At 70.9% G+C, this 17,466-nt stretch carries 14 protein-coding genes; 11 read left to right on the forward strand and 3 right to left on the reverse strand.

The window, feature by feature from the left end; genetic code table 11:
- Positions 1 to 14: 14 nt before the first annotated feature.
- The 6 genes from rsmI (at position 15) to ACFVXE_RS06220 (ending at position 5,635) form a co-directional block, all read left to right on the forward strand.
- On the forward strand, positions 15 to 908 hold the full coding sequence (gene rsmI / locus ACFVXE_RS06195; RefSeq protein WP_389669633.1) for a 16S rRNA (cytidine(1402)-2'-O)-methyltransferase: 894 nt from the start codon (positions 15 to 17) through the stop codon (positions 906 to 908).
- Positions 909 to 1,067: 159 nt separating this feature from the next.
- Positions 1,068 to 1,451 carry a hypothetical protein gene (locus ACFVXE_RS06200; RefSeq protein WP_389669635.1) on the forward strand — a complete coding sequence of 128 codons (384 nt, stop codon included), beginning with the start codon at positions 1,068 to 1,070 and terminating at the stop codon, positions 1,449 to 1,451.
- Between the two features lie 33 nt (positions 1,452 to 1,484).
- A complete protein-coding gene (locus ACFVXE_RS06205; protein ID WP_389669637.1) occupies positions 1,485 to 2,351 on the forward strand; it encodes a TatD family hydrolase in 867 nt (288 codons plus the stop codon).
- Between the two features lie 112 nt (positions 2,352 to 2,463).
- Positions 2,464 to 3,837 carry a ubiquitin-like domain-containing protein gene (locus tag ACFVXE_RS06210; RefSeq protein ID WP_389669638.1) on the forward strand — a complete coding sequence of 458 codons (1,374 nt, stop codon included), beginning with the start codon at positions 2,464 to 2,466 and terminating at the stop codon, positions 3,835 to 3,837.
- Positions 3,834 to 4,745 (forward strand): 16S rRNA (adenine(1518)-N(6)/adenine(1519)-N(6))-dimethyltransferase RsmA, encoded by a 912-nt coding sequence (gene rsmA / locus ACFVXE_RS06215; RefSeq protein ID WP_389669640.1) that lies wholly within the window; start codon positions 3,834 to 3,836, stop codon positions 4,743 to 4,745. Before ACFVXE_RS06210 ends, rsmA begins: the two co-directional genes overlap by 4 nt.
- The gene (locus tag ACFVXE_RS06220) at positions 4,742 to 5,635 is read left to right on the forward strand and encodes a 4-(cytidine 5'-diphospho)-2-C-methyl-D-erythritol kinase (protein WP_389669642.1); all 894 of its coding nucleotides are present in this window, start codon (positions 4,742 to 4,744) and stop codon (positions 5,633 to 5,635) included. The genes rsmA and ACFVXE_RS06220 overlap by 4 nt, the downstream gene beginning before the upstream one ends.
- 152 nt (positions 5,636 to 5,787) lie before the next feature.
- Here the strand turns inward: ACFVXE_RS06220 and ACFVXE_RS06225 are convergent, their stop codons facing one another.
- Positions 5,788 to 6,435 carry a lipoprotein gene (locus ACFVXE_RS06225; RefSeq protein WP_389669643.1) on the reverse strand — a complete coding sequence of 216 codons (648 nt, stop codon included), beginning with the start codon at positions 6,433 to 6,435 and terminating at the stop codon, positions 5,788 to 5,790.
- Between the two features lie 98 nt (positions 6,436 to 6,533).
- Here ACFVXE_RS06225 and ACFVXE_RS06230 point away from each other — a divergent pair, with 98 nt between their 5' ends.
- The 5 genes from ACFVXE_RS06230 to ACFVXE_RS06250 all read left to right on the forward strand — a co-directional run bounded on the left by ACFVXE_RS06230 (position 6,534) and on the right by ACFVXE_RS06250 (position 15,407).
- On the forward strand, positions 6,534 to 8,348 hold the full coding sequence (locus tag ACFVXE_RS06230; RefSeq protein ID WP_389669645.1) for an ABC-F family ATP-binding cassette domain-containing protein: 1,815 nt from the start codon (positions 6,534 to 6,536) through the stop codon (positions 8,346 to 8,348).
- A 158-nt stretch (positions 8,349 to 8,506) separates the two neighbouring features.
- On the forward strand, positions 8,507 to 10,216 hold the full coding sequence (locus tag ACFVXE_RS06235) for a PQQ-binding-like beta-propeller repeat protein (RefSeq protein ID WP_389669647.1): 1,710 nt from the start codon (positions 8,507 to 8,509) through the stop codon (positions 10,214 to 10,216).
- A 425-nt stretch (positions 10,217 to 10,641) separates the two neighbouring features.
- A complete protein-coding gene (locus ACFVXE_RS06240) occupies positions 10,642 to 12,468 on the forward strand; it encodes a PQQ-binding-like beta-propeller repeat protein (protein WP_389669649.1) in 1,827 nt (608 codons plus the stop codon).
- Between the two features lie 85 nt (positions 12,469 to 12,553).
- Positions 12,554 to 14,455, forward strand: coding sequence for a PQQ-binding-like beta-propeller repeat protein (locus tag ACFVXE_RS06245; RefSeq protein ID WP_389669651.1), 1,902 nt, complete (start codon positions 12,554 to 12,556; stop codon positions 14,453 to 14,455).
- A gap of 256 nt (positions 14,456 to 14,711) precedes the next feature.
- A complete protein-coding gene (locus tag ACFVXE_RS06250; protein WP_389669653.1) occupies positions 14,712 to 15,407 on the forward strand; it encodes a LuxR C-terminal-related transcriptional regulator in 696 nt (231 codons plus the stop codon).
- A 33-nt stretch (positions 15,408 to 15,440) separates the two neighbouring features.
- Here ACFVXE_RS06250 and ACFVXE_RS06255 read toward each other — a convergent pair whose 3' ends face one another.
- Together ACFVXE_RS06255 and ACFVXE_RS06260 are read right to left on the reverse strand one after the other, a co-directional pair.
- On the reverse strand, positions 15,441 to 15,734 hold the full coding sequence (locus ACFVXE_RS06255; RefSeq protein ID WP_389669655.1) for a hypothetical protein: 294 nt from the start codon (positions 15,732 to 15,734) through the stop codon (positions 15,441 to 15,443).
- Positions 15,735 to 15,749: 15 nt separating this feature from the next.
- Entirely contained in the window at positions 15,750 to 17,420 is a 1,671-nt protein-coding gene (locus ACFVXE_RS06260; RefSeq protein ID WP_389669657.1) for a sodium:solute symporter family protein, read from the reverse strand.
- Between the last annotated feature and the right edge of the window lie 46 nt (positions 17,421 to 17,466).

Raw genomic sequence — 17,466 nt, forward strand, 5'->3', positions numbered from 1 at the left:
CCCGGGCTGGGAGGATGGCTGTTGTGACTGGAACGACTGGAACGCTGGTACTTGCAGGGACCCCCATCGGCGACGTGGCGGACGCCCCGCCACGCCTCGCCGCCGAACTGGAGACGGCCGATGTCGTCGCCGCCGAGGACACCCGCCGGCTGCGCCGTCTGACGCAGGCGCTCGGCATCCACACCACGGGGCGCGTCGTCTCCTACTTCGAGGGCAACGAGTCGGCCCGTACGCCGGAACTCGTCGAGGCGCTGACCGGCGGTGCGCGGGTCCTGCTGGTCACGGACGCCGGGATGCCGTCCGTCTCCGACCCCGGGTACCGGCTGGTCGCCGCCGCCGTGGAGAAGGACATCAAGGTCACCGCGGTCCCCGGGCCGTCCGCCGTGCTCACCGCGCTCGCCCTGTCCGGACTGCCCGTCGACCGGTTCTGCTTCGAGGGCTTTCTGCCGCGCAAGGCGGGCGAACGGCTCGGCCGGCTCCGCGAGGTCGCCGACGAGCGCCGCACCATGGTCTTCTTCGAGGCCCCGCACCGGCTGGACGACACCCTTGCCGCGATGGCCGAGGTGTTCGGCAGCGACCGCCGGGCCGCCGTCTGCCGGGAGCTGACCAAGACGTACGAGGAGGTCAAGCGCGGCCCGCTGGGCGACCTCGCGATCTGGGCGGCCGAAGGGGTGCGCGGGGAGATCACCGTCGTCGTCGAGGGCGCGGCGGAATCGGCCGAGGAACTGGACGCCGCCGAGCTGGTGCGCAGGGTGCAGGTGCGCGAGGAGGCGGGGGAGCGGCGCAAGGAGGCGATCGCCGCCGTCGCCGCGGCCGCGGGACTGCCCAAGCGCGACGTGTTCGATGCGGTCGTGGCGGCAAAGAATGCGGCGCGGACCGGTCCTGCGGAGGGCAAAGGACCGGCGTAGAAAGCAAAGCGAGAACCGCGCACCGGCCCCATCTGCCACGAAAGGGCCAAGACCGCTCCAATACTCGACAGGGGTCGGTGCGCTTCCGCCGGTAAAGGCGTCCACTTAATGAGGGACGCATTCTCCGGAATGCTCGTCCGGCGGACACGAGGAGCAGGCATGAGCGAGATCGCAGCAACCACCGTGCATGAGGCGTATGCCTTCGCCTGCATGAGGTGCGGATACGGGTGGGAACAGGCCTACGAAATAGAGCACCACGTCGACGGTGCCAACAAGCCTTTCATCATCTACAAGGCGGACGGGGAGCGGGTGCCGTCGCCTCTGTCCAGGCCCACCTGCGCGAACTGCGGCGGACATCTGCTCCGGATCATGGGGGCCGGCCGGGTCTCGACCGTCCAGCGGCTGCTCCGGACGCAAGCGCCGGACGTCCCGCACGAGGCCGGCGCCGGATCGAGCGAGCGCGAGGCCGCCACCGCCGGCGCCCCGGACACGGCACGCCACTGGCACCTGTCCGATCTGCTCCACCCCTTCCACCGCAAGTGAGGTCACGGCCACGGTCCTCGTACGATCGTGGCCATGAGCCGTACGGAAGCCCCGCCACTGCCCGAACCCCTGCGGGTGCCGGTCGCCGATTCGCACACCCATCTGGACATGCAGGACGCCACCGTCGAGGAGGGCCTGGCCAGGGCCGCGGCGGTCAACGTCACCACCGTGATCCAGGTGGGCTGCGACGTGCAGGGCTCGCGCTGGGCCGCGGAGACCGCGGCCGCCCACGCGAGCGTCTACGCCGCGGTTGCGCTTCACCCGAACGAGGCGCCGCGCATCGTGCACGGTGATCCGGACGGCTGGTCACGCCAGGGGGCGCGCGGACCCGGCGGGAAGGCGGCGCTCGACGAGGCGCTCGCCGAGATCGACCGACTGGCCGCGCTCGACCAGGTGCGCGGTGTCGGCGAGACCGGACTCGACCACTTCCGTACCGGCCCCGAGGGCATGGCCGCCCAGGAGGAGTCCTTCCGGGCCCATATCGAGATCGCCAAGCGGCACGGCAAGGCGCTCGTCATCCACGACCGTGAGGCGCACGCCGACGTGCTGCGCGTCCTGGCCGACGCGGGCGCCCCGGAGCGGACCGTGTTCCACTGCTACTCCGGGGACGCCGAAATGGCCCGGATCTGCGCGGACGCCGGGTACTACATGTCCTTCGCGGGCAATGTGACGTTCAAGAACGCCCAGCCGCTGCGGGACGCGCTGGCCGTGGCGCCGGCCGAACTGGTCCTGGTCGAGACCGACGCTCCTTTCCTCACCCCGGCCCCGTACCGCGGACGGCCCAACGCGCCCTACCTCATTCCGGTCACGCTCCGTGCCATGGCGGAGGTGAAGGGCGTCGACGAGGACACCCTCGCGACGGCGATCAACGAGAACACGGCCCGCGCGTTCGATTACTGACCGATCGCGCCATGACGGTGTGTGGTCGTGCCGCTTTGGAGAGTGACCGAAGCTCCACTATCGTCCCCGAAGCCCATCGGGCGACCGGGACGTACGGATCTTCTGGAGCGGCGTGAGCAATCTGCGGGGCAGTCATCGTGCGACAGCGGGCGGGGGACGTGCGGCGGTGGCGACGCCGCCGTACGTCCCCGTGCCCCTGGCGTTCAACGAGCCGTACGAGGGGTTCCAGGAACCCCTCCACGAGTCGTTCCACGCGGAGCGGACGCTGGTCGCTCCCCGGCCGGTCCACGAACCGACCGTCGTCGACACCCGGACACCGCCGCCCGCACCCGGGAGCGCCGGCGGCCGCGCCGCGGCCCGGCGGGCCGCACGCCGCCGCCGGGCCCCCGTCCGCCCGGAGAACCTGCGCCGGCTCGTCCCGCAGGCCCTCGTCGTGGCCTTCCTGGCCGGCGGAACCGCCGCCTTCCTCGCCGACGACAAGGCGGTGGAGCTCACCGTCGACGGGGAACCGCGCACCCTGCACACCTTCTCCGACGACATCGACGAGCTCCTCGACGAGCAGGGCGTCACCGTCGGCGACCACGACGTCATCACCCCGGCGCGCGGCAGTGAGCTGGCGGACGGCGACGAGGTCACCGTCCGCCACGGCCGCCCGGTGACCCTCACCCTCGACGGTGTCCGGCGCCGGGTGTGGACCACCGCCGGGACGGTCGACGGAGCTCTGCGCCAGCTCGGCGTGCGCGCCGAGGGGGCGTACCTCTCCACCGCCCGCTCCTCCGCGATCGGCCGGACCGGACTCGCCCTGGACGTCCGTACCGAACGCACCGTGACCTTCATGGCCGACGGCCGGGAACGCACCGTCCGCACCAACGCCGCGACCGTCCGCGAGGCCCTGGCCGAAACGGGCATCACCCTGCACGGCGAGGACACCACCTCCGTGGACCCGCGGAGCTTCCCGCGCGACGGCCAGACGGTCTCCGTCATGCGGATCACCCGCTCCCGCGAGGTACGCGAGGAGCCCCTCCCGTACGCCGAACAGCGCTCCGAGGACGCCGCCCTCTTCGCCGGCACGGAGGTCGTCGAGCGCGAGGGCAGCGCGGGCGTCCGCCGGGTCACCTACGCCCTGCGCACCGTCAACGGCGTCCGGCAGCGCCCACGGGTGCTCGACGCGGAAGTCGTCCGCGCGCCGGTCGACCGGATCGTGAAGGTCGGCACCCGGCGGCGGCCGCAGTCGGCGGCGGACGCGGACCGCCTGAACTGGGCCGGGCTCGCCGCCTGCGAGTCCGGCGGCCGGCCCGGCGCGGTCGACGCGAGCGGCACCTACGGCGGCCTGTACCAGTTCGACACGGTGACCTGGCACGCCCTCGGCGGCAGTGGACGCCCGCAGGACGCACCCGCGTCCGAGCAGACGCACCGGGCGAAGAAGCTGTACGTGCAACGGGGGGCGAGCCCGTGGCCGCACTGCGGCCGTAGGCTTACCGGGTGAGCAGCACAGAGCCCGACGCCCTCCTGGGCCCCGCAGACATCCGCGACCTGGCCGCGAAGCTGGGCGTACGCCCCACCAAGCAGCGCGGTCAGAACTTCGTCATCGACGCCAACACGGTCCGCCGGATCGTGCGGACCGCAGAGGTCCGCCCCGACGACGTGGTGGTGGAGGTCGGACCCGGTCTGGGCTCGCTGACCCTGGCACTGCTGGAAGCGGCGGACCGGGTCGTCGCCGTCGAGATCGACGACGTGCTGGCCGCCGCGCTGCCCGCCACGGTCGCCGCCCGGATGCCCGGCCGCGCCGACCGGTTCGCGCTCGTCCACTCCGACGCCATGCTGGTCACGGAGCTGCCGGGCCCGGCGCCCACCGCCCTCGTCGCCAACCTGCCGTACAACGTCGCCGTGCCGGTCCTGCTGACGATGCTGGAGCGGTTCCCGACCATCGAGCGGACCCTGGTCATGGTGCAGGCCGAGGTCGCCGACCGGCTGGCCGCCCGGCCGGGCAACAAGGTCTACGGCGTGCCGTCGGTGAAGGCCAACTGGTACGCGCACGTCAAGCGGGCCGGTTCCATCGGCCGCACGGTCTTCTGGCCCGCCCCGAACGTCGACTCCGGTCTGGTGTCACTGGTCCGCCGCAGCGAGCCGATCACGACGACCGCGAGCCGGGCCGAGGTCTTCGCGGTCGTCGACGCCGCGTTCGCCCAGCGCCGCAAGACGCTGCGGGCCGCCCTGGCGGGCTGGGCGGGCTCCGCGCCCGCCGCCGAAGCGGCCCTGGTCGCGGCGGGGATCTCCCCGCAGGCGCGGGGCGAGGCACTGACCGTCGAGGAGTTCGCCGCCATCGCCGAGAACAAGCCCGCCGGGAAGCCCGACGAGAACGACGAGAACGAGGCCGCCGGGAGCGCCGAATGAGTGTCACGGTCCGCGTCCCCGCCAAGGTCAACGTCCAGCTCGCGGTGGGTGCCGCGCGACCCGACGGCTTCCACGACCTGGCCAACGTCTTCCTCGCCGTCGGCCTGTACGACGAGGTCACCGTCACCCCCGCCGACGAGCTGAGCGTCACCTGCTCGGGCCCGGACGCCGCGCAGGTCCCTCTGGACGCGTCGAACCTCGCCGCCCGCGCCGCGATCGCGCTCGCGGAGCGCCACGGCCTCGCCCCCCACGTGCACATCCACATCGACAAGGACATCCCCGTCGCGGGCGGCATGGCGGGCGGCAGCGCCGACGGCGCGGCGGCCCTGCTCGCCTGCGACGCCCTCTGGTCCACCGGCGCCACCCGGGACGAACTGCTCGCCATCTGCGCGGAGCTCGGCAGCGACGTCCCGTTCTCCCTGGTCGGCGGCGCCGCCCTCGGCACCGGCCGTGGCGAACAGCTGACTCCGATCGACGTCGGCGGGACCTTCCACTGGGTCTTCGCGGTCGCCGACGGCGGGCTCTCCACCCCGGCCGTCTACGGCGAGTTCGACCGACTCACCGCAGGCACCGACGTGCCCGTCCCGGAAGCCTCCCCGGCACTCCTCGAGGCGCTGCGCGCCGGTGACACCCACGCGCTCGCCGAAGCGCTCTCCAACGATCTGCAGCCCGCCGCGGTCTCGCTGCGGCCCTCGCTCGCCGACACCCTTGCCGCGGGCACCGGGGCGGGTGCCCTGGCCGCACTGGTCTCGGGTTCCGGGCCGACCACCGCTTTCCTGGTGGCGGACGCCGAGTCGGCGGCGAAGGTGGCGGACGCCCTGCTCGCGTCGGGAACCTGCCGCAGCGCACGGGCCGCCGTGTCCCCCGCGCCGGGTGCCACGCTCCGCTGACCGCGGTACTCGGACGGGAATTGAGTATGGTCGCGCTGCCGCCCCGGGGGCGCCGGACGCGACCGTACCCGTATGGGATCGAGTATTCGTGAACGGGCGGCGGCGGGCGGACCGATCACGGGCGCGCGCCTCGCCTCGCCGGTCCGTGCGCCTCAGCCGAGCCGCACGGTCCTCCGCGCCAGCTCGTAAGCCGGGAGCATCTCCTCGTGCTCCTGCGAGTCAAGCCCGCCGAGGTGCACCACGACCGGGCCGCTCGGCGTGGCCACGGCGAAGGCCCGCTCCTTCTTGGGCTCGGACGACAACGCGCCGCTGACGGTGTAGCCGACCTCGGCCGCGGTCAGGGCGCCGGCCTTCACCTCGGTGTACGAGGCCCGGCCGGCGTTCGGGTCGGCGGCCAGGAACGCCTTCAGGACCTGGCGCGGGGTCCGGTCGGTACCGGCCCCGGTCCACACCCGCAGGAAGCCGATGTTCCCGGCGGGCTTCGCGTCGATCTCGCAGACGAGAGTGACCGGGCCCTGCTTGTTCAGCGCGCCGAGCGCGTCGTCCTCGACGGGCCGCACGGCCGCAGGCTTCCAGGAGGCCGCGAGGTCGAAGGCGACGGGCAGCTCGCAGACGGAGCCGGAACCACCGACGCTGCCGCCCCTCGTCACCGCGTTCCCCGCGACGGCCTTCGGCTCCGGGGCAGCCTTGCCGTCGCCGTCGGCGCCCGGGGAGGACGATGTGCAGCCGGTCACCGCCGCTGCCGACAGCACCGCCGCCAGTACGGCCGTCGCCGTGCACCGCACCGGATTTCGCGCCATGGATCCCCCTGCCCCCGCCCTTGATCGATCGCCGCACGCTATCCCACCCGCGTGGCGACTACCCTGGGACGTCGATCGATCCCCCTGTCAGGAGTGAAATGGCCGTCAATCTGGTCAATGTCGAGCAGGTCAGCAAGGTGTACGGCACCCGTGCCCTGCTCGACGGCGTGTCCCTCGGTGTGTCCGAGGGGGACCGGATCGGTGTCGTCGGCCGTAACGGCGACGGCAAGACGACCCTCATCCGGATGCTCGCCAAGCTGGAGGAGGCGGACACCGGCCGCGTCACCCACAACGGTGGCCTGCGTCTCGGTGTCCTCACACAGCACGATTCGCTCGACCCGAAGGCGACGGTCCGCCACGAGGTCATCGGCGATCTCGCCGACCACGAGTGGGCGGGCAACGCCAAGATCCGTGACGTGCTGACCGGGCTCTTCGGCGGGCTGGACCTGCCCGGCTTCGAGCTCGGCCTGGACACCGTCATCGCCCCGCTCTCCGGCGGCGAGCGGCGCCGGATCGCGCTCGCCAAGCTGCTCATCGCCGAACAGGACCTGATCGTCCTCGACGAGCCGACCAACCACCTCGATGTCGAGGGCATCTCCTGGCTGGCCCGGCACCTGCAGAGCCGGCGCTCGGCACTGGTCTGCGTCACCCACGACCGGTGGTTCCTCGATCAGGTCTGCACGCGCATGTGGGACGTCCAGCGCGGCACGGTCCACGAGTACGAGGGCGGCTACAGCGACTACGTGTTCGCCCGGGCCGAGCGGGAGCGGATCGCCGCGACCGAGGAGTCCAAGCGGCAGAACCTGATGCGCAAGGAGCTGGCCTGGCTGCGGCGAGGCGCCCCCGCCCGTACGTCGAAGCCGCGCTACCGCATCGAGGCCGCCAACGAGCTGATCGCCGATGTGCCGCCGCCGCGCGACACCAGCGAGCTGATGAAGTTCGCCAACGCGCGACTCGGTAAGACCGTCTTCGACCTGGAGGACGTGACCGTCCAGGCCGGACCCAAGACGCTGCTCACCCACCTCACCTGGCACCTCGGCCCCGGCGACCGGATCGGCCTGGTCGGGATCAACGGTGCGGGCAAGACCTCGCTGCTGCGGGCGCTCGCCGAGGCGGCCCGCACCCAGGGCGAGGAGCAGCCCGCAGCCGGGAAGATCGTCGTCGGCAGGACCGTCAAGCTGGCCTACCTCTCCCAGGAGGTCACCGAGCTCAAGCCGAACCTGCGGGTGCTGGAGGCCGTGCAGCAGGTACGGGACCGGGTCGACCTCGGCAAGGGCCGGGAGATGACCGCGGGCCAGCTCTGCGAGCAGTTCGGCTTCTCGAAGGAGAAGCAGTGGACCCCGGTGGGTGACCTGTCGGGTGGTGAGCGGCGACGGCTGCAGATCCTGCGGCTGCTGATGGACGAGCCGAACGTTCTCTTCCTCGACGAGCCCACCAACGACCTCGACATCGAGACCCTGACCCAGCTGGAGGACCTCCTCGACGGCTGGCCGGGATCGATGATCGTGATCTCCCACGACCGGTTCTTCATCGAGCGGACCACGGACCGGGTGATGGCGCTGCTCGGCGACGCCACGCTGCGGATGCTGCCGCGTGGTATCGACGAGTACATCGAGCGCAGGCGGCGGATGGAGGAGGCGGCCGTACCCGCCTCGGCACCCACCGCGGCGAAGGAGACGCCGGCCGCCGCCGCGGTCTCGCCGCAGGCCGCCCGCGCCGCCAAGAAGGAACTGCAGAAGATCGAGCGGCAGCTCGACAAGATGTCGACCCGCGAGACGACCCTGCACAAGCAGATCGCGGAGAACGCCACGGACTTCGAAAAGGTGGCGAAGCTCGACGCGGAACTGCGGGAACTGGTCGTGGAACGCGACGAGTTGGAGATGCGCTGGCTGGAACTGGCCGAGGACGCCTGACGTCAGGCGCCTGACGTCCGACGCCTGACGTCCGACATCTGCCGTCCGGTGTCAGGCGCCTGAGCTCCGGGTGCTGCGGCGGCCGGTGGCGCCGGACGGTGCGTTCGTGACGGGTGATACAAAGGATGCCCGTCCGACCGCACCGAGGGAGCACCCCGATGACCTGGCCGCCCGGCCCGCAGCAGCAGCCGTCGCAGCCACAGCCGCAACCGCCGCAGCCACAGGGCGAGTTCGGGGCCCCGTTCGAGCCGATGGAGCCGATGCGGCCCGCGCCGCCGGCCCAGCCGGTGCAGGGGTACGGGCAGTTCCCGCCCCCGCCCCCGGTGCAGCCCCAGGCCGGCCCGTACGGATACGGGTACGGCGCGCAGCCGCCGTACCCCGCCGGCCCGGGCGGCCCCGCAGGACGTAAGCCCTCCGGGCGCAGGCGCACCACTCTCGTCGCCGCCGTGATCGCCGGCGTCCTGGTGGTCGGCGGTGGCGTCTGGTTCGCCACGAGCGATGGTCACGGAAGCGGGAAGCCCGTCGCGCACGGCAGTTCCGACGGCGAGCGGCTCACCGCCTTGCCCCCCGTCCGGCCCACTGACGACGCCGAGGTGGTCGACACCGCCGCGCCGGTCGACAAGGTCAACGCCGCGCGCAAGCCGGGCGAGGCCAAGGTCCTCTGGATGCGGGACAACGGCGTCGACGTGCCGCGCAACGGCGTGGACGTGTACGGCCCCTGGCTGACCGGAGACATCGTCGCCAAGGGCATGTACCGCACGGTCTCCGGCTACTCCGTGGCCGACGGCGCCCGGAAGTGGACGCTGGAGCTGCCCGCCGATCTCTGTGCCGCACCGACCCTCCCCACCGGCGACGGCAAGGTCGTCGTCGCACTCATGGGGGGCACCTCGTCGGATGCGGACTGCTCCGTACTGCAGATGATCGACCTCACCACCGGCAGGGCGGGCTGGAAGAAGACGGTCGAGCGCAAGGGTGCCGAGGACCTGCTGTCGGACGTCGCCATGGGGATCAGCGGGGACCTGGCCACCTTCGGGCGCTCCGGCAACTCGGTGGGCTACCGCGTCTCCGACGGCAAGGAAGTGTTCGGCAAGCGGGAAGGGGTCTGCCAGCCGTTCGCGTTCACCAGCGGTCCCCGGATGATCGCCGCCACCAGTTGCCGCACCGACGCCGACGACGAGGACAAGCAGCAGGTCGAGGAGATCGATCCGGCCACCGGCAAGCCGAAGTGGACGTACCGGGTCAAGACCGGCTGGCGGGTCGCGCAGGTCTACTCGGCGAACCCGCTGGTGATTTCGCTGAAGAAGGGCGTGGGCGAGGGCGGGGCATGGGCCATCGTCACGCTGCGGGAGAACGGCACGTACCGCTCCCAGATGGTCGGCGGGAAGAACGAGGACTATGCCGTCACGTGCGACGTGGACATCGTGGTGTCCGGCAGGAACCTCGACGGCTGTGCCGGAGCCGCGGCCGACGACGGCACCTTCTACCTGGCGACCAAGCCCGCGACCGTGGGCTCCTCCCTCACCAACAAGGTGGTCGCGTTCGACCTGGACAGCGGTAAGGCCAAGTGGCGGGCGGCCGCGCCGGCCGGACAGGTCATGCAGCCGTTGCGGATGGACGGCCGGAACGTGATCGTCCGGGTGGACGGCACGTACCGGAAGGGCGGAGGCATCGCCACGCTCGGGCCGGAGGGCGGTGCCCCGAAGATGCTGCTGCGGCATCCGGCGTCGGCGGCCGAGGCCGAGAGCTCCTTCAGCATGGCGAGGGCCGTCTACGCGGGCGGCCGTTCCATCCTGGTGAGCGCAACCGTCAGCGCGATCAACGACAAGGAGGAGAAGAAGGTGAAGACCGTCATGGTCTTCGGTCCCTGACCTTCGAGCCGATCGCTGACGGATCGTCACGAAGACTGCCGGTCATGGTGGTTCGCCAGGGTCGCCGACGGCGGTCGACGGTGCTCGGGGGCGGTGGACCGGCCCGCCGCGGTCCGACTGGTCTCCGTTTGCGAAGAGTTGGCGCCGGGGGCGCCGGACGGTGTCCGGACCGGTGCCCCCGGCGTGGCCGCCGGGGCCTCCCGCTCCTGCGTAACGACGGCATCACGAGGCGGTTCTCCCTTGGGCACAGGGGATGGACCGACTCGGTGTCCGCGGTCTTGCGGGTGGTACAAAGAAGCCCCGCCCGACTGTCGTGACACCGCGGAATCCATGCCCGATCCGCTCCTTTCCGAAGGGAATTCAGCCCTGCGGAATCGCGGGGGAGACCGGACCGGGCACCGGACCGCACGAAGGGGGACGTGCTGATGACCCAGCCGCCCAGCCAGCAACCGCCGCAGGGAGGCTTCGGCGCTCCGCAGGAGCCGCCTCAGGGGAGTCCTCAGCCGCCCGCGCAGCCGCCGCAGATGCCTGCCGCGCCGCCGACCCCGCCGCCCGCCCAGCCGGGGTACGGCTACCCGCAGGCCCCGGAGCAGGCGCCCGGTTACGGCTACCCGCAGCAGCCGGGACAGCAGCCCGGCCCGTACGGCCAGCCGGGCCCGTACGTCCAGCAGCCGGGCCCGTACGGTCAGCAGCCGGGCCCGTACGGTCAGCAGCCCGGACCGTACGGGCAGCAGCCGCAGCCGGGTTACGGCTACCCGCAGCAGCAGTACCCCGGCGCCCCGGGACCCGCTGGTACGGGCGGCGGCGGCCCGTTCAAGGGCAGGCCCGCTGTGCTCATCGGTGCCGCGGTCGCCGCGCTGCTGGTGATAGGCGGTGGCGTCTTCCTCGCCACCAGCGGCGGTGGTGACGGCAAGAAGCCCGTGGCGCACGGCAGTACGGATGCGAAGCCGAGCGTCTCGTCCTCCGTCGACGAGGGTGACGGCAACGGCGACGGCCGCGGCGGCGACGACGACCTCAACGCCGGGCGTAAGGCCGGCGAGGCGAAGGTCCTCTGGCTGCAGACCAACGATGTCGACCTGCCGCGGGACGGTTCCGACGTGTATGGCCCGTGGATCGTCGGAGACACCGTCGTCAAGGGCATGTACCGGTCGATATCCGGCTACTCCGTGGTCGACGGCAAGCAGAAGTGGACGCTGAAGCTGCCCGCGGACATGTGCGCCGCGCCTGCGCAGACCACCACGGACGGCAAGATCGTCATCGGGGTCAAGAACGGCACCACCGACAAGGCGGACTGCTCCGACCTCCAGATGATCGACCTCAACACCGGCAAGGCCGGCTGGAAGAAGGCGATCAAGCAGAGCGGCCTCTTCGACATGATGTCGGACATCTCCCTCGCCATCAGCGCCGACACCGTGACGGTCGGGCGTACCGGTGCCTCCAACGCCTACCGGGTCAGCGACGGCAAGGATCTGTTCGGCAAGCAGTCGGGCAACTGCCAGCCGTACGCCTTCGCCGGCGGTCCGAAGCTGATCGCCGCCTCCAGCTGCCGCACGGGCGACGTCGACAAGCCCCAGAACCAGATCCAGGAGATCGATCCGGTCACCGGCAAGCCCAAGTGGACGTACCGTCCCGCCGTGGGCTGGGAAGTCGACAGGGTCTATTCGGTGAGCCCGCTCGTCGTCTCGCTGACCCAGAGCCAGAAGAAGAAGTGGAGCCTTCTCGCCATCAAGGAGAACGGCACGCTCCGTTCCCAGCTGGTCAGCGACAAGGGTGACAAGTTCTCGCCGGACTGCAGCGGTGCGTTCGTCATCTTCGGGAAGTCCCTGGAAGGTTGCACCGGCGTCGCCGCCGACGCCAACACCTTCTACATGTCGACCGCGGCCGGCACCAGCGCCTCCGCCCGCACGAACAAGGTCGTCGCGTTCGACCTGAACACCGGCAAGCCCAAGTGGAAGGCCGCGGCCCCGGCCGGGCGGACCATGAAGCCGCTCCGGATGGAGGGCGGCAACGTGCTGCTCTACCTGGAGGCCTCGTACAACCAGGGCGGTGGGATCGCCACCCTGGCGCCGACCGGTGGCACCCCGCACGTGCTGCTGCAGCACCCGGCGTCGACGTCCCAGATCGAGAGCTCGTTCTACAACCCGAGGATCGCCTACGCGGACGGCCGTTCCTTCATCGCGAGCGGCCGGGTCAGCGCGGCCAACGACAAGGAAGAGCTGGAGACGAAGACCATGATGGCCTTCGGCAAGTGACGGCTCACGCAGGCATCCGACGGACCGTGGCCGACCGCGTCGGCTCCCGGTCCACCGACTCCCCTCCCCCCGAGGTACGTACGCCATGACACAGCCGCCCAACGAGCCGCCCCAGGGCGGGTTCGGCGAGCCGCAGGACCAGCCGCCCGCCGACCCGTTCGGCAAGCAGCCGGCGCCGCAGACCCCACCGCCCGCTGGTGGGTTCGGTGCTCCTCAGACGCCGCCTGCTGGTGGGTTCGGTGCTCCTCAGACGCCGCCCGCTGGTGGGTTCGGCGCTCCTCAGACCCCGCCGCCCGCCGGTCCGCCCCAGCAGCAGCCGGGGTACGGCTATCCGCAGGCCCCGCCGCAGCAGCCGGGGTACGGCTATCCGCAGGCCCCGCCGCAGCAGCCCGGCTACGGCTTCCCGCAGGCGCCCCCCGTCGGCGGCTACGGCATGCCGCCCGGCCAGCCGCCCCAGCAGGGATACGGCTACCCGACCGCCCCGATGCAGCCGCAGTACCCGGCACCGCCGCAGGGCGGGAACGGCGGCAGGAAGCTCAGCACCCAGACACAGATCATCATCGCCGCGGTGGTCGCCGTGGCGCTGATCGTCGGCGGCGGCGTCTGGTTCGCCTCCAGCGGTGGCGAGGGCGGCAAGAAGAACGAGACGTCCGATTCCACCGGCACCACCGGTGACAGCAAGGGCGGATCGGACAACGGTGCGGGTGGCGGCGGCAAGGAGAAGGCGCCGGCGAACACCAAGTCCACCGTCGCCTTCCGGCTCGCCGAGCCGAAGGTCCCCGATGTCACGCAGCTCGACGGCTCCTGGCTGACCGACAAGGCGTACGTCAAGACCGGCGTGAACGAGATCGTCGGATACGACAAGGTCAAGGGCACCAAGCTCTGGTCCATCCCGTTGGACGGCCAGCTCTGCGCCGCCTCCCGGCACATGTCCAAGGACTACAAGACCGCCATCGCCTTCCAGCAGGCCAAGCCGACGAAGACGAACAAGTACCCGCCGTGCACCCAGGTCGGTGCCCTCGACCTCAGCGCCGGCAAGCTGATGTGGAGCAAGTCGGTGACCGCCGGCACCGGCGGCGACGACGCGATCAGGTTCGACGAGATCACGCTCAGCGGCACCACGGTCGCCGCGGGCGGCACCGAAGGCGGCGCCGCCTTCGACCTGAACACCGGCGCCGAGCGCTGGAAGCCGAAGGTCACCGCCGACGGCTGCTACGACAAGGGGTACGGCGGCGGCGAGGCACTCGCCGTGGTCCGCAGATGCGGTACGTACGACGATCCGCAGCTCGTCATCCAGGCACTGAACCCCACCACCGGCGCGCCGCTCTCCTCGTTCAAGATGCCGCCCGGTGTCGAGTACGCGAGCATCGTCTCCACCAAGCCGCTGGTCGTCGCGGCCGACGTCGGCGACACCGCCGGTGACGGCAGCGGGATCTCGGACTTCTTCTCGATCGACGCGTCGACCGGCAAGCTGCTCACCAAGATCACCGCCGACGGTGACAAGTACGCCGCCCGTTGCGGCTCCACGGAGGTGGAGACCTGCCAGCAGCTCGCGGTCGGCAACAACCGTCTCTATCTGCCCACCGAGGAGCACGAGGGCACCGGCGAGTACGGCGACACCAACGAGATCGTCTCGTTCGACCTGACCACCGGCAAGCCGACCAGCGACAAGGCCGACGCGGGCGACCGGTACACGATGTTCCCGATCCGCATGGACGGGCCGAACATCATCGCGTACAAGGAGCCCCCGTACGACAAGGGCGGCCAGATCGTCTCCATCGACGGTTCCACCTTCAAGCAGACCGTGCTGCTGGAGAATCCGGCCGAGGAGTCCGTCCGGGACGCGGAGACCAGCTTCTCCGCGGACTACGCCGAGTTCCTGTTCTCCGGCGGGCGGCTCTTCATCTCCGAGACGATGGCGAGCAAGCGGGGCGACAGCTCGCTCGACGCCAACCGGTACCTCGTGGTCTCGTTCGGCACCGGCTGACGCACTCCGCGGGAACGCACCACGCACGACGGCCCTGCCGGTCGATTCACCCGACCGGCAGGGCCGATCGTTCTGTGCCCGTCCCGCCGTCCGTTTATGACCGATGATCGTCGGTCAAGTGCCGCTCGATGACGCTTCATTCGGCATTCCGGGGGGCTTCTGCCTGGTAACGGGCGCACGAGGTCGAACAAGCGTGTAGCTTGCCGGGTCAGGGAGGGCCGGGGGGCCTAGCTCCAGTGCTATGGGGGGTTGCTCGATGGGCGTGCGGCTCATGGTGGTCGATGACCACCGACTGCTCGCAGAGGCGCTCGCCTCGGCGCTTAAATTGCGGGGTCACCGGGTGCTCGCGGCGGCCGCGCCGACCGCCGGCGCCGCGGAACTGGTGGTGAGCAGGGCCCCGGAGGTGTGCCTGTTCGGCACCGCGACGCCCGCCGAACCGGGCGTGTTCGACCCCATCGCCCGGATCAGACGGGAGCGCCCGCAGGTGGCGGTGGTGGTGCTCGGACCGGTACCCAACCCGCGTGGGATCGCAGCCGCCTTCGCCGCCGGCGCCGCGGGATACGTCCGGCACGACGAGCGGATCGAGGGTGTCGAGCGGGCGATGGTCAAGGCGCGCGCCGGAGAGGCGGCGATCGCGCCACAGCTCCTCCAGGGTGCCTTCGCCGAGCTGCTCAACCCGGCCGTCCAGCCCGACGACGAGGGGAAGCGGCTGCTGCAGATGCTCACTCCGCGCGAGATCGAGGTGCTGGTCCGGGTCGCGGAGGGCGAGGACACCCGGCTGATCGCGGCCGGGATGCGGATCGCGCCGAGCACGGCGCGTACGCATGTGCAGCGGGTGCTCATGAAGCTGGGCGTCGGTTCACGGCTGGAGGCGGCGGCGCTCGCGGCCCGGACCGGGCTGCTGGAGCGGGCGGTGGTGGACGCGGGGCGGAAAGGGCCGGACGTCGGGTGACGTCCGGCCCCGGCGGGCGGTGTGCCGCCCGGCTCAGGCGTCGGTGCCGGAGCCGGCGTCGGCGCCGCCCGGCGCCTCGGCCGGGCGCAGCTTCAGCCACGCCAGGAAGAACAGCCCGAGGACCAGCATCGCCAGCCCGGTCCAGAGGTTTATGTGAACGCCCTGGGCCTTCTTCAGGTCCGCGTCGGACGGGTGGATCCCGGCGATCGTCACGATCACTCCGTAGATCACGAAGAGTCCGCCGATGATCCGCCGGATGTCGAAGAGGCGGGCCGCGGTCGCGGACTTGCGCTCCAGCTCGGAGACTTCCTTGTGCAGTTCAGACATGGTGATTGCCTCCGATCAGAGCGAGTACGGCACGTAGCAGAGGGCCGCGATGACGATCGCGCCCCAGCCGAGCAGTGCGGGCTTGCGGTACCAGGCGCTGTCGCCCTCGGCCGGTGCCTCCACCGCGTCCGGGGACTCGGTTCCGTAGACGAGGCCCGCCAGTTCGGCCTCGGGCTTCGGCGCGGTGAAGAGCGTGACGAGGACCATGACCACCGCACCGGCGACGAAGCCGACGATCGCCGAGACGAAGTTGGCGCCCTGGTCGGTCGGGATGTCGATGACACCCTGCTTGTAGATCCAGAAGTAGTTGACCATCGCGGCGGTGGTGCCCGCGAGGAGCCCCCAGACCCCGGACTTCATCGAGGCGCGCTTCCAGAACATGCCGATGATGAAGACCACGAACATCGGGACGTTGAAGAACGAGAACAGCGTCTGGAGGTAGCTCATGATGTTCGAGAAGCTGGCGGCGATGAAGGCCGTGCCGATGGAGGCCAGTACACCGACCGCTGTGATCAGCCGGCCGAACCGCAGGTAGTACGCGTCGGGCTGGTCCTTCTTCACGTACCGGGCCCAGATGTCCGTCGTGAAGACGGTGTTGAACGACGAGACGTTGGCCGCCATGCCCGCCATGAACGCGGCCAGCAGACCGGTCACGGCGATGCCGAGCACACCGTTGGGCAACAGCTCCTGCATCAGCAGCGGGATCGCGTCGTTGTACGTGAGGTCCGAGCCCGGCGTGCCGATCTTCGGTACGAGTACGGCGGCGACCAGGCCCGGGATCATCACGAGGAAGACGATGAAGATCTTCGGGAACGCGGCGATCAGCGGCGTGCGCTGGGCGGCCGAGAGGTTCTTCGCCGACAGGGCGCGCTGCACCTCGGCGAAGTTGGTCGTCCAGTAGCCGAAGGAGAGCACGAAGCCGAGGCCGAGGATGATCGTCAGCCAGTTGGCGCCGAGCGGGTTGGCGTCACCGATGCCCGTACCGCCCCAGGCGGAGAGGAAGTCGGAGCCGTGGCTCTTCTCCAGCGAGCCGGTCAGACCGTCCCAGCCGCCGACGCGCTTGAGGCCCAGCAGGGTGAGCGGGATGAGCGCGGCGAGGATGACGAAGAACTGCAGCACCTCGTTGTAGATCGCCGAGGAGAGCCCGCCGATGGTGATGTAGACGAGGACGAAGAGGCCCGCGACGACGATCGCGACCCACTGCGGCCAGCCGAGCAGCGCCTCCACGACGATCGACAGGGCGTAGAGGTTGACGCCCGCGATCAGTATCGCGGCGAACGCGAAGAGTATGGAGCTCAGCAGGTGCGCCGACCTGTCGAAGCGCTGGAGCAGGAACTCCGGTACGGAACGGACCTTCGACCGGTAGTAGAAGGGCATCATCACCAGGCCGAGGAAGACCATGGCGGGGATGGCGCCGATCCAGTACCAGTGGACGACCGCGACCCCGTACTGCGCACCGGTGGCCGCCATGCCGAGGATCTCGGTGGCACCGAGGTTGGCGGCGACGAACGCGAGACCGGTCACCCAGGCGGGCAGTGACCGCCCGGAGAGGAAGAAGTCGAGGCTGGTCTTCACGCTGGCCCGGGCGGCGAAGCCGATGCCGAGAACCACGACGAAGTAGATCGCCAGAATCGTGTAGTCGAGCCCGTTCGTGGGGAGCCGGAGCCCTTCGGCCAGATATTGCATGTGGGGGTACTCGCTTCGTTGCGCGAACTTAACCCGACGGAACCTA

This window comes from Streptomyces sp. NPDC058231 (assembly GCF_042882275.1).
Taxonomy (GTDB): Bacteria; Actinomycetota; Actinomycetes; order Streptomycetales; family Streptomycetaceae; genus Streptomyces.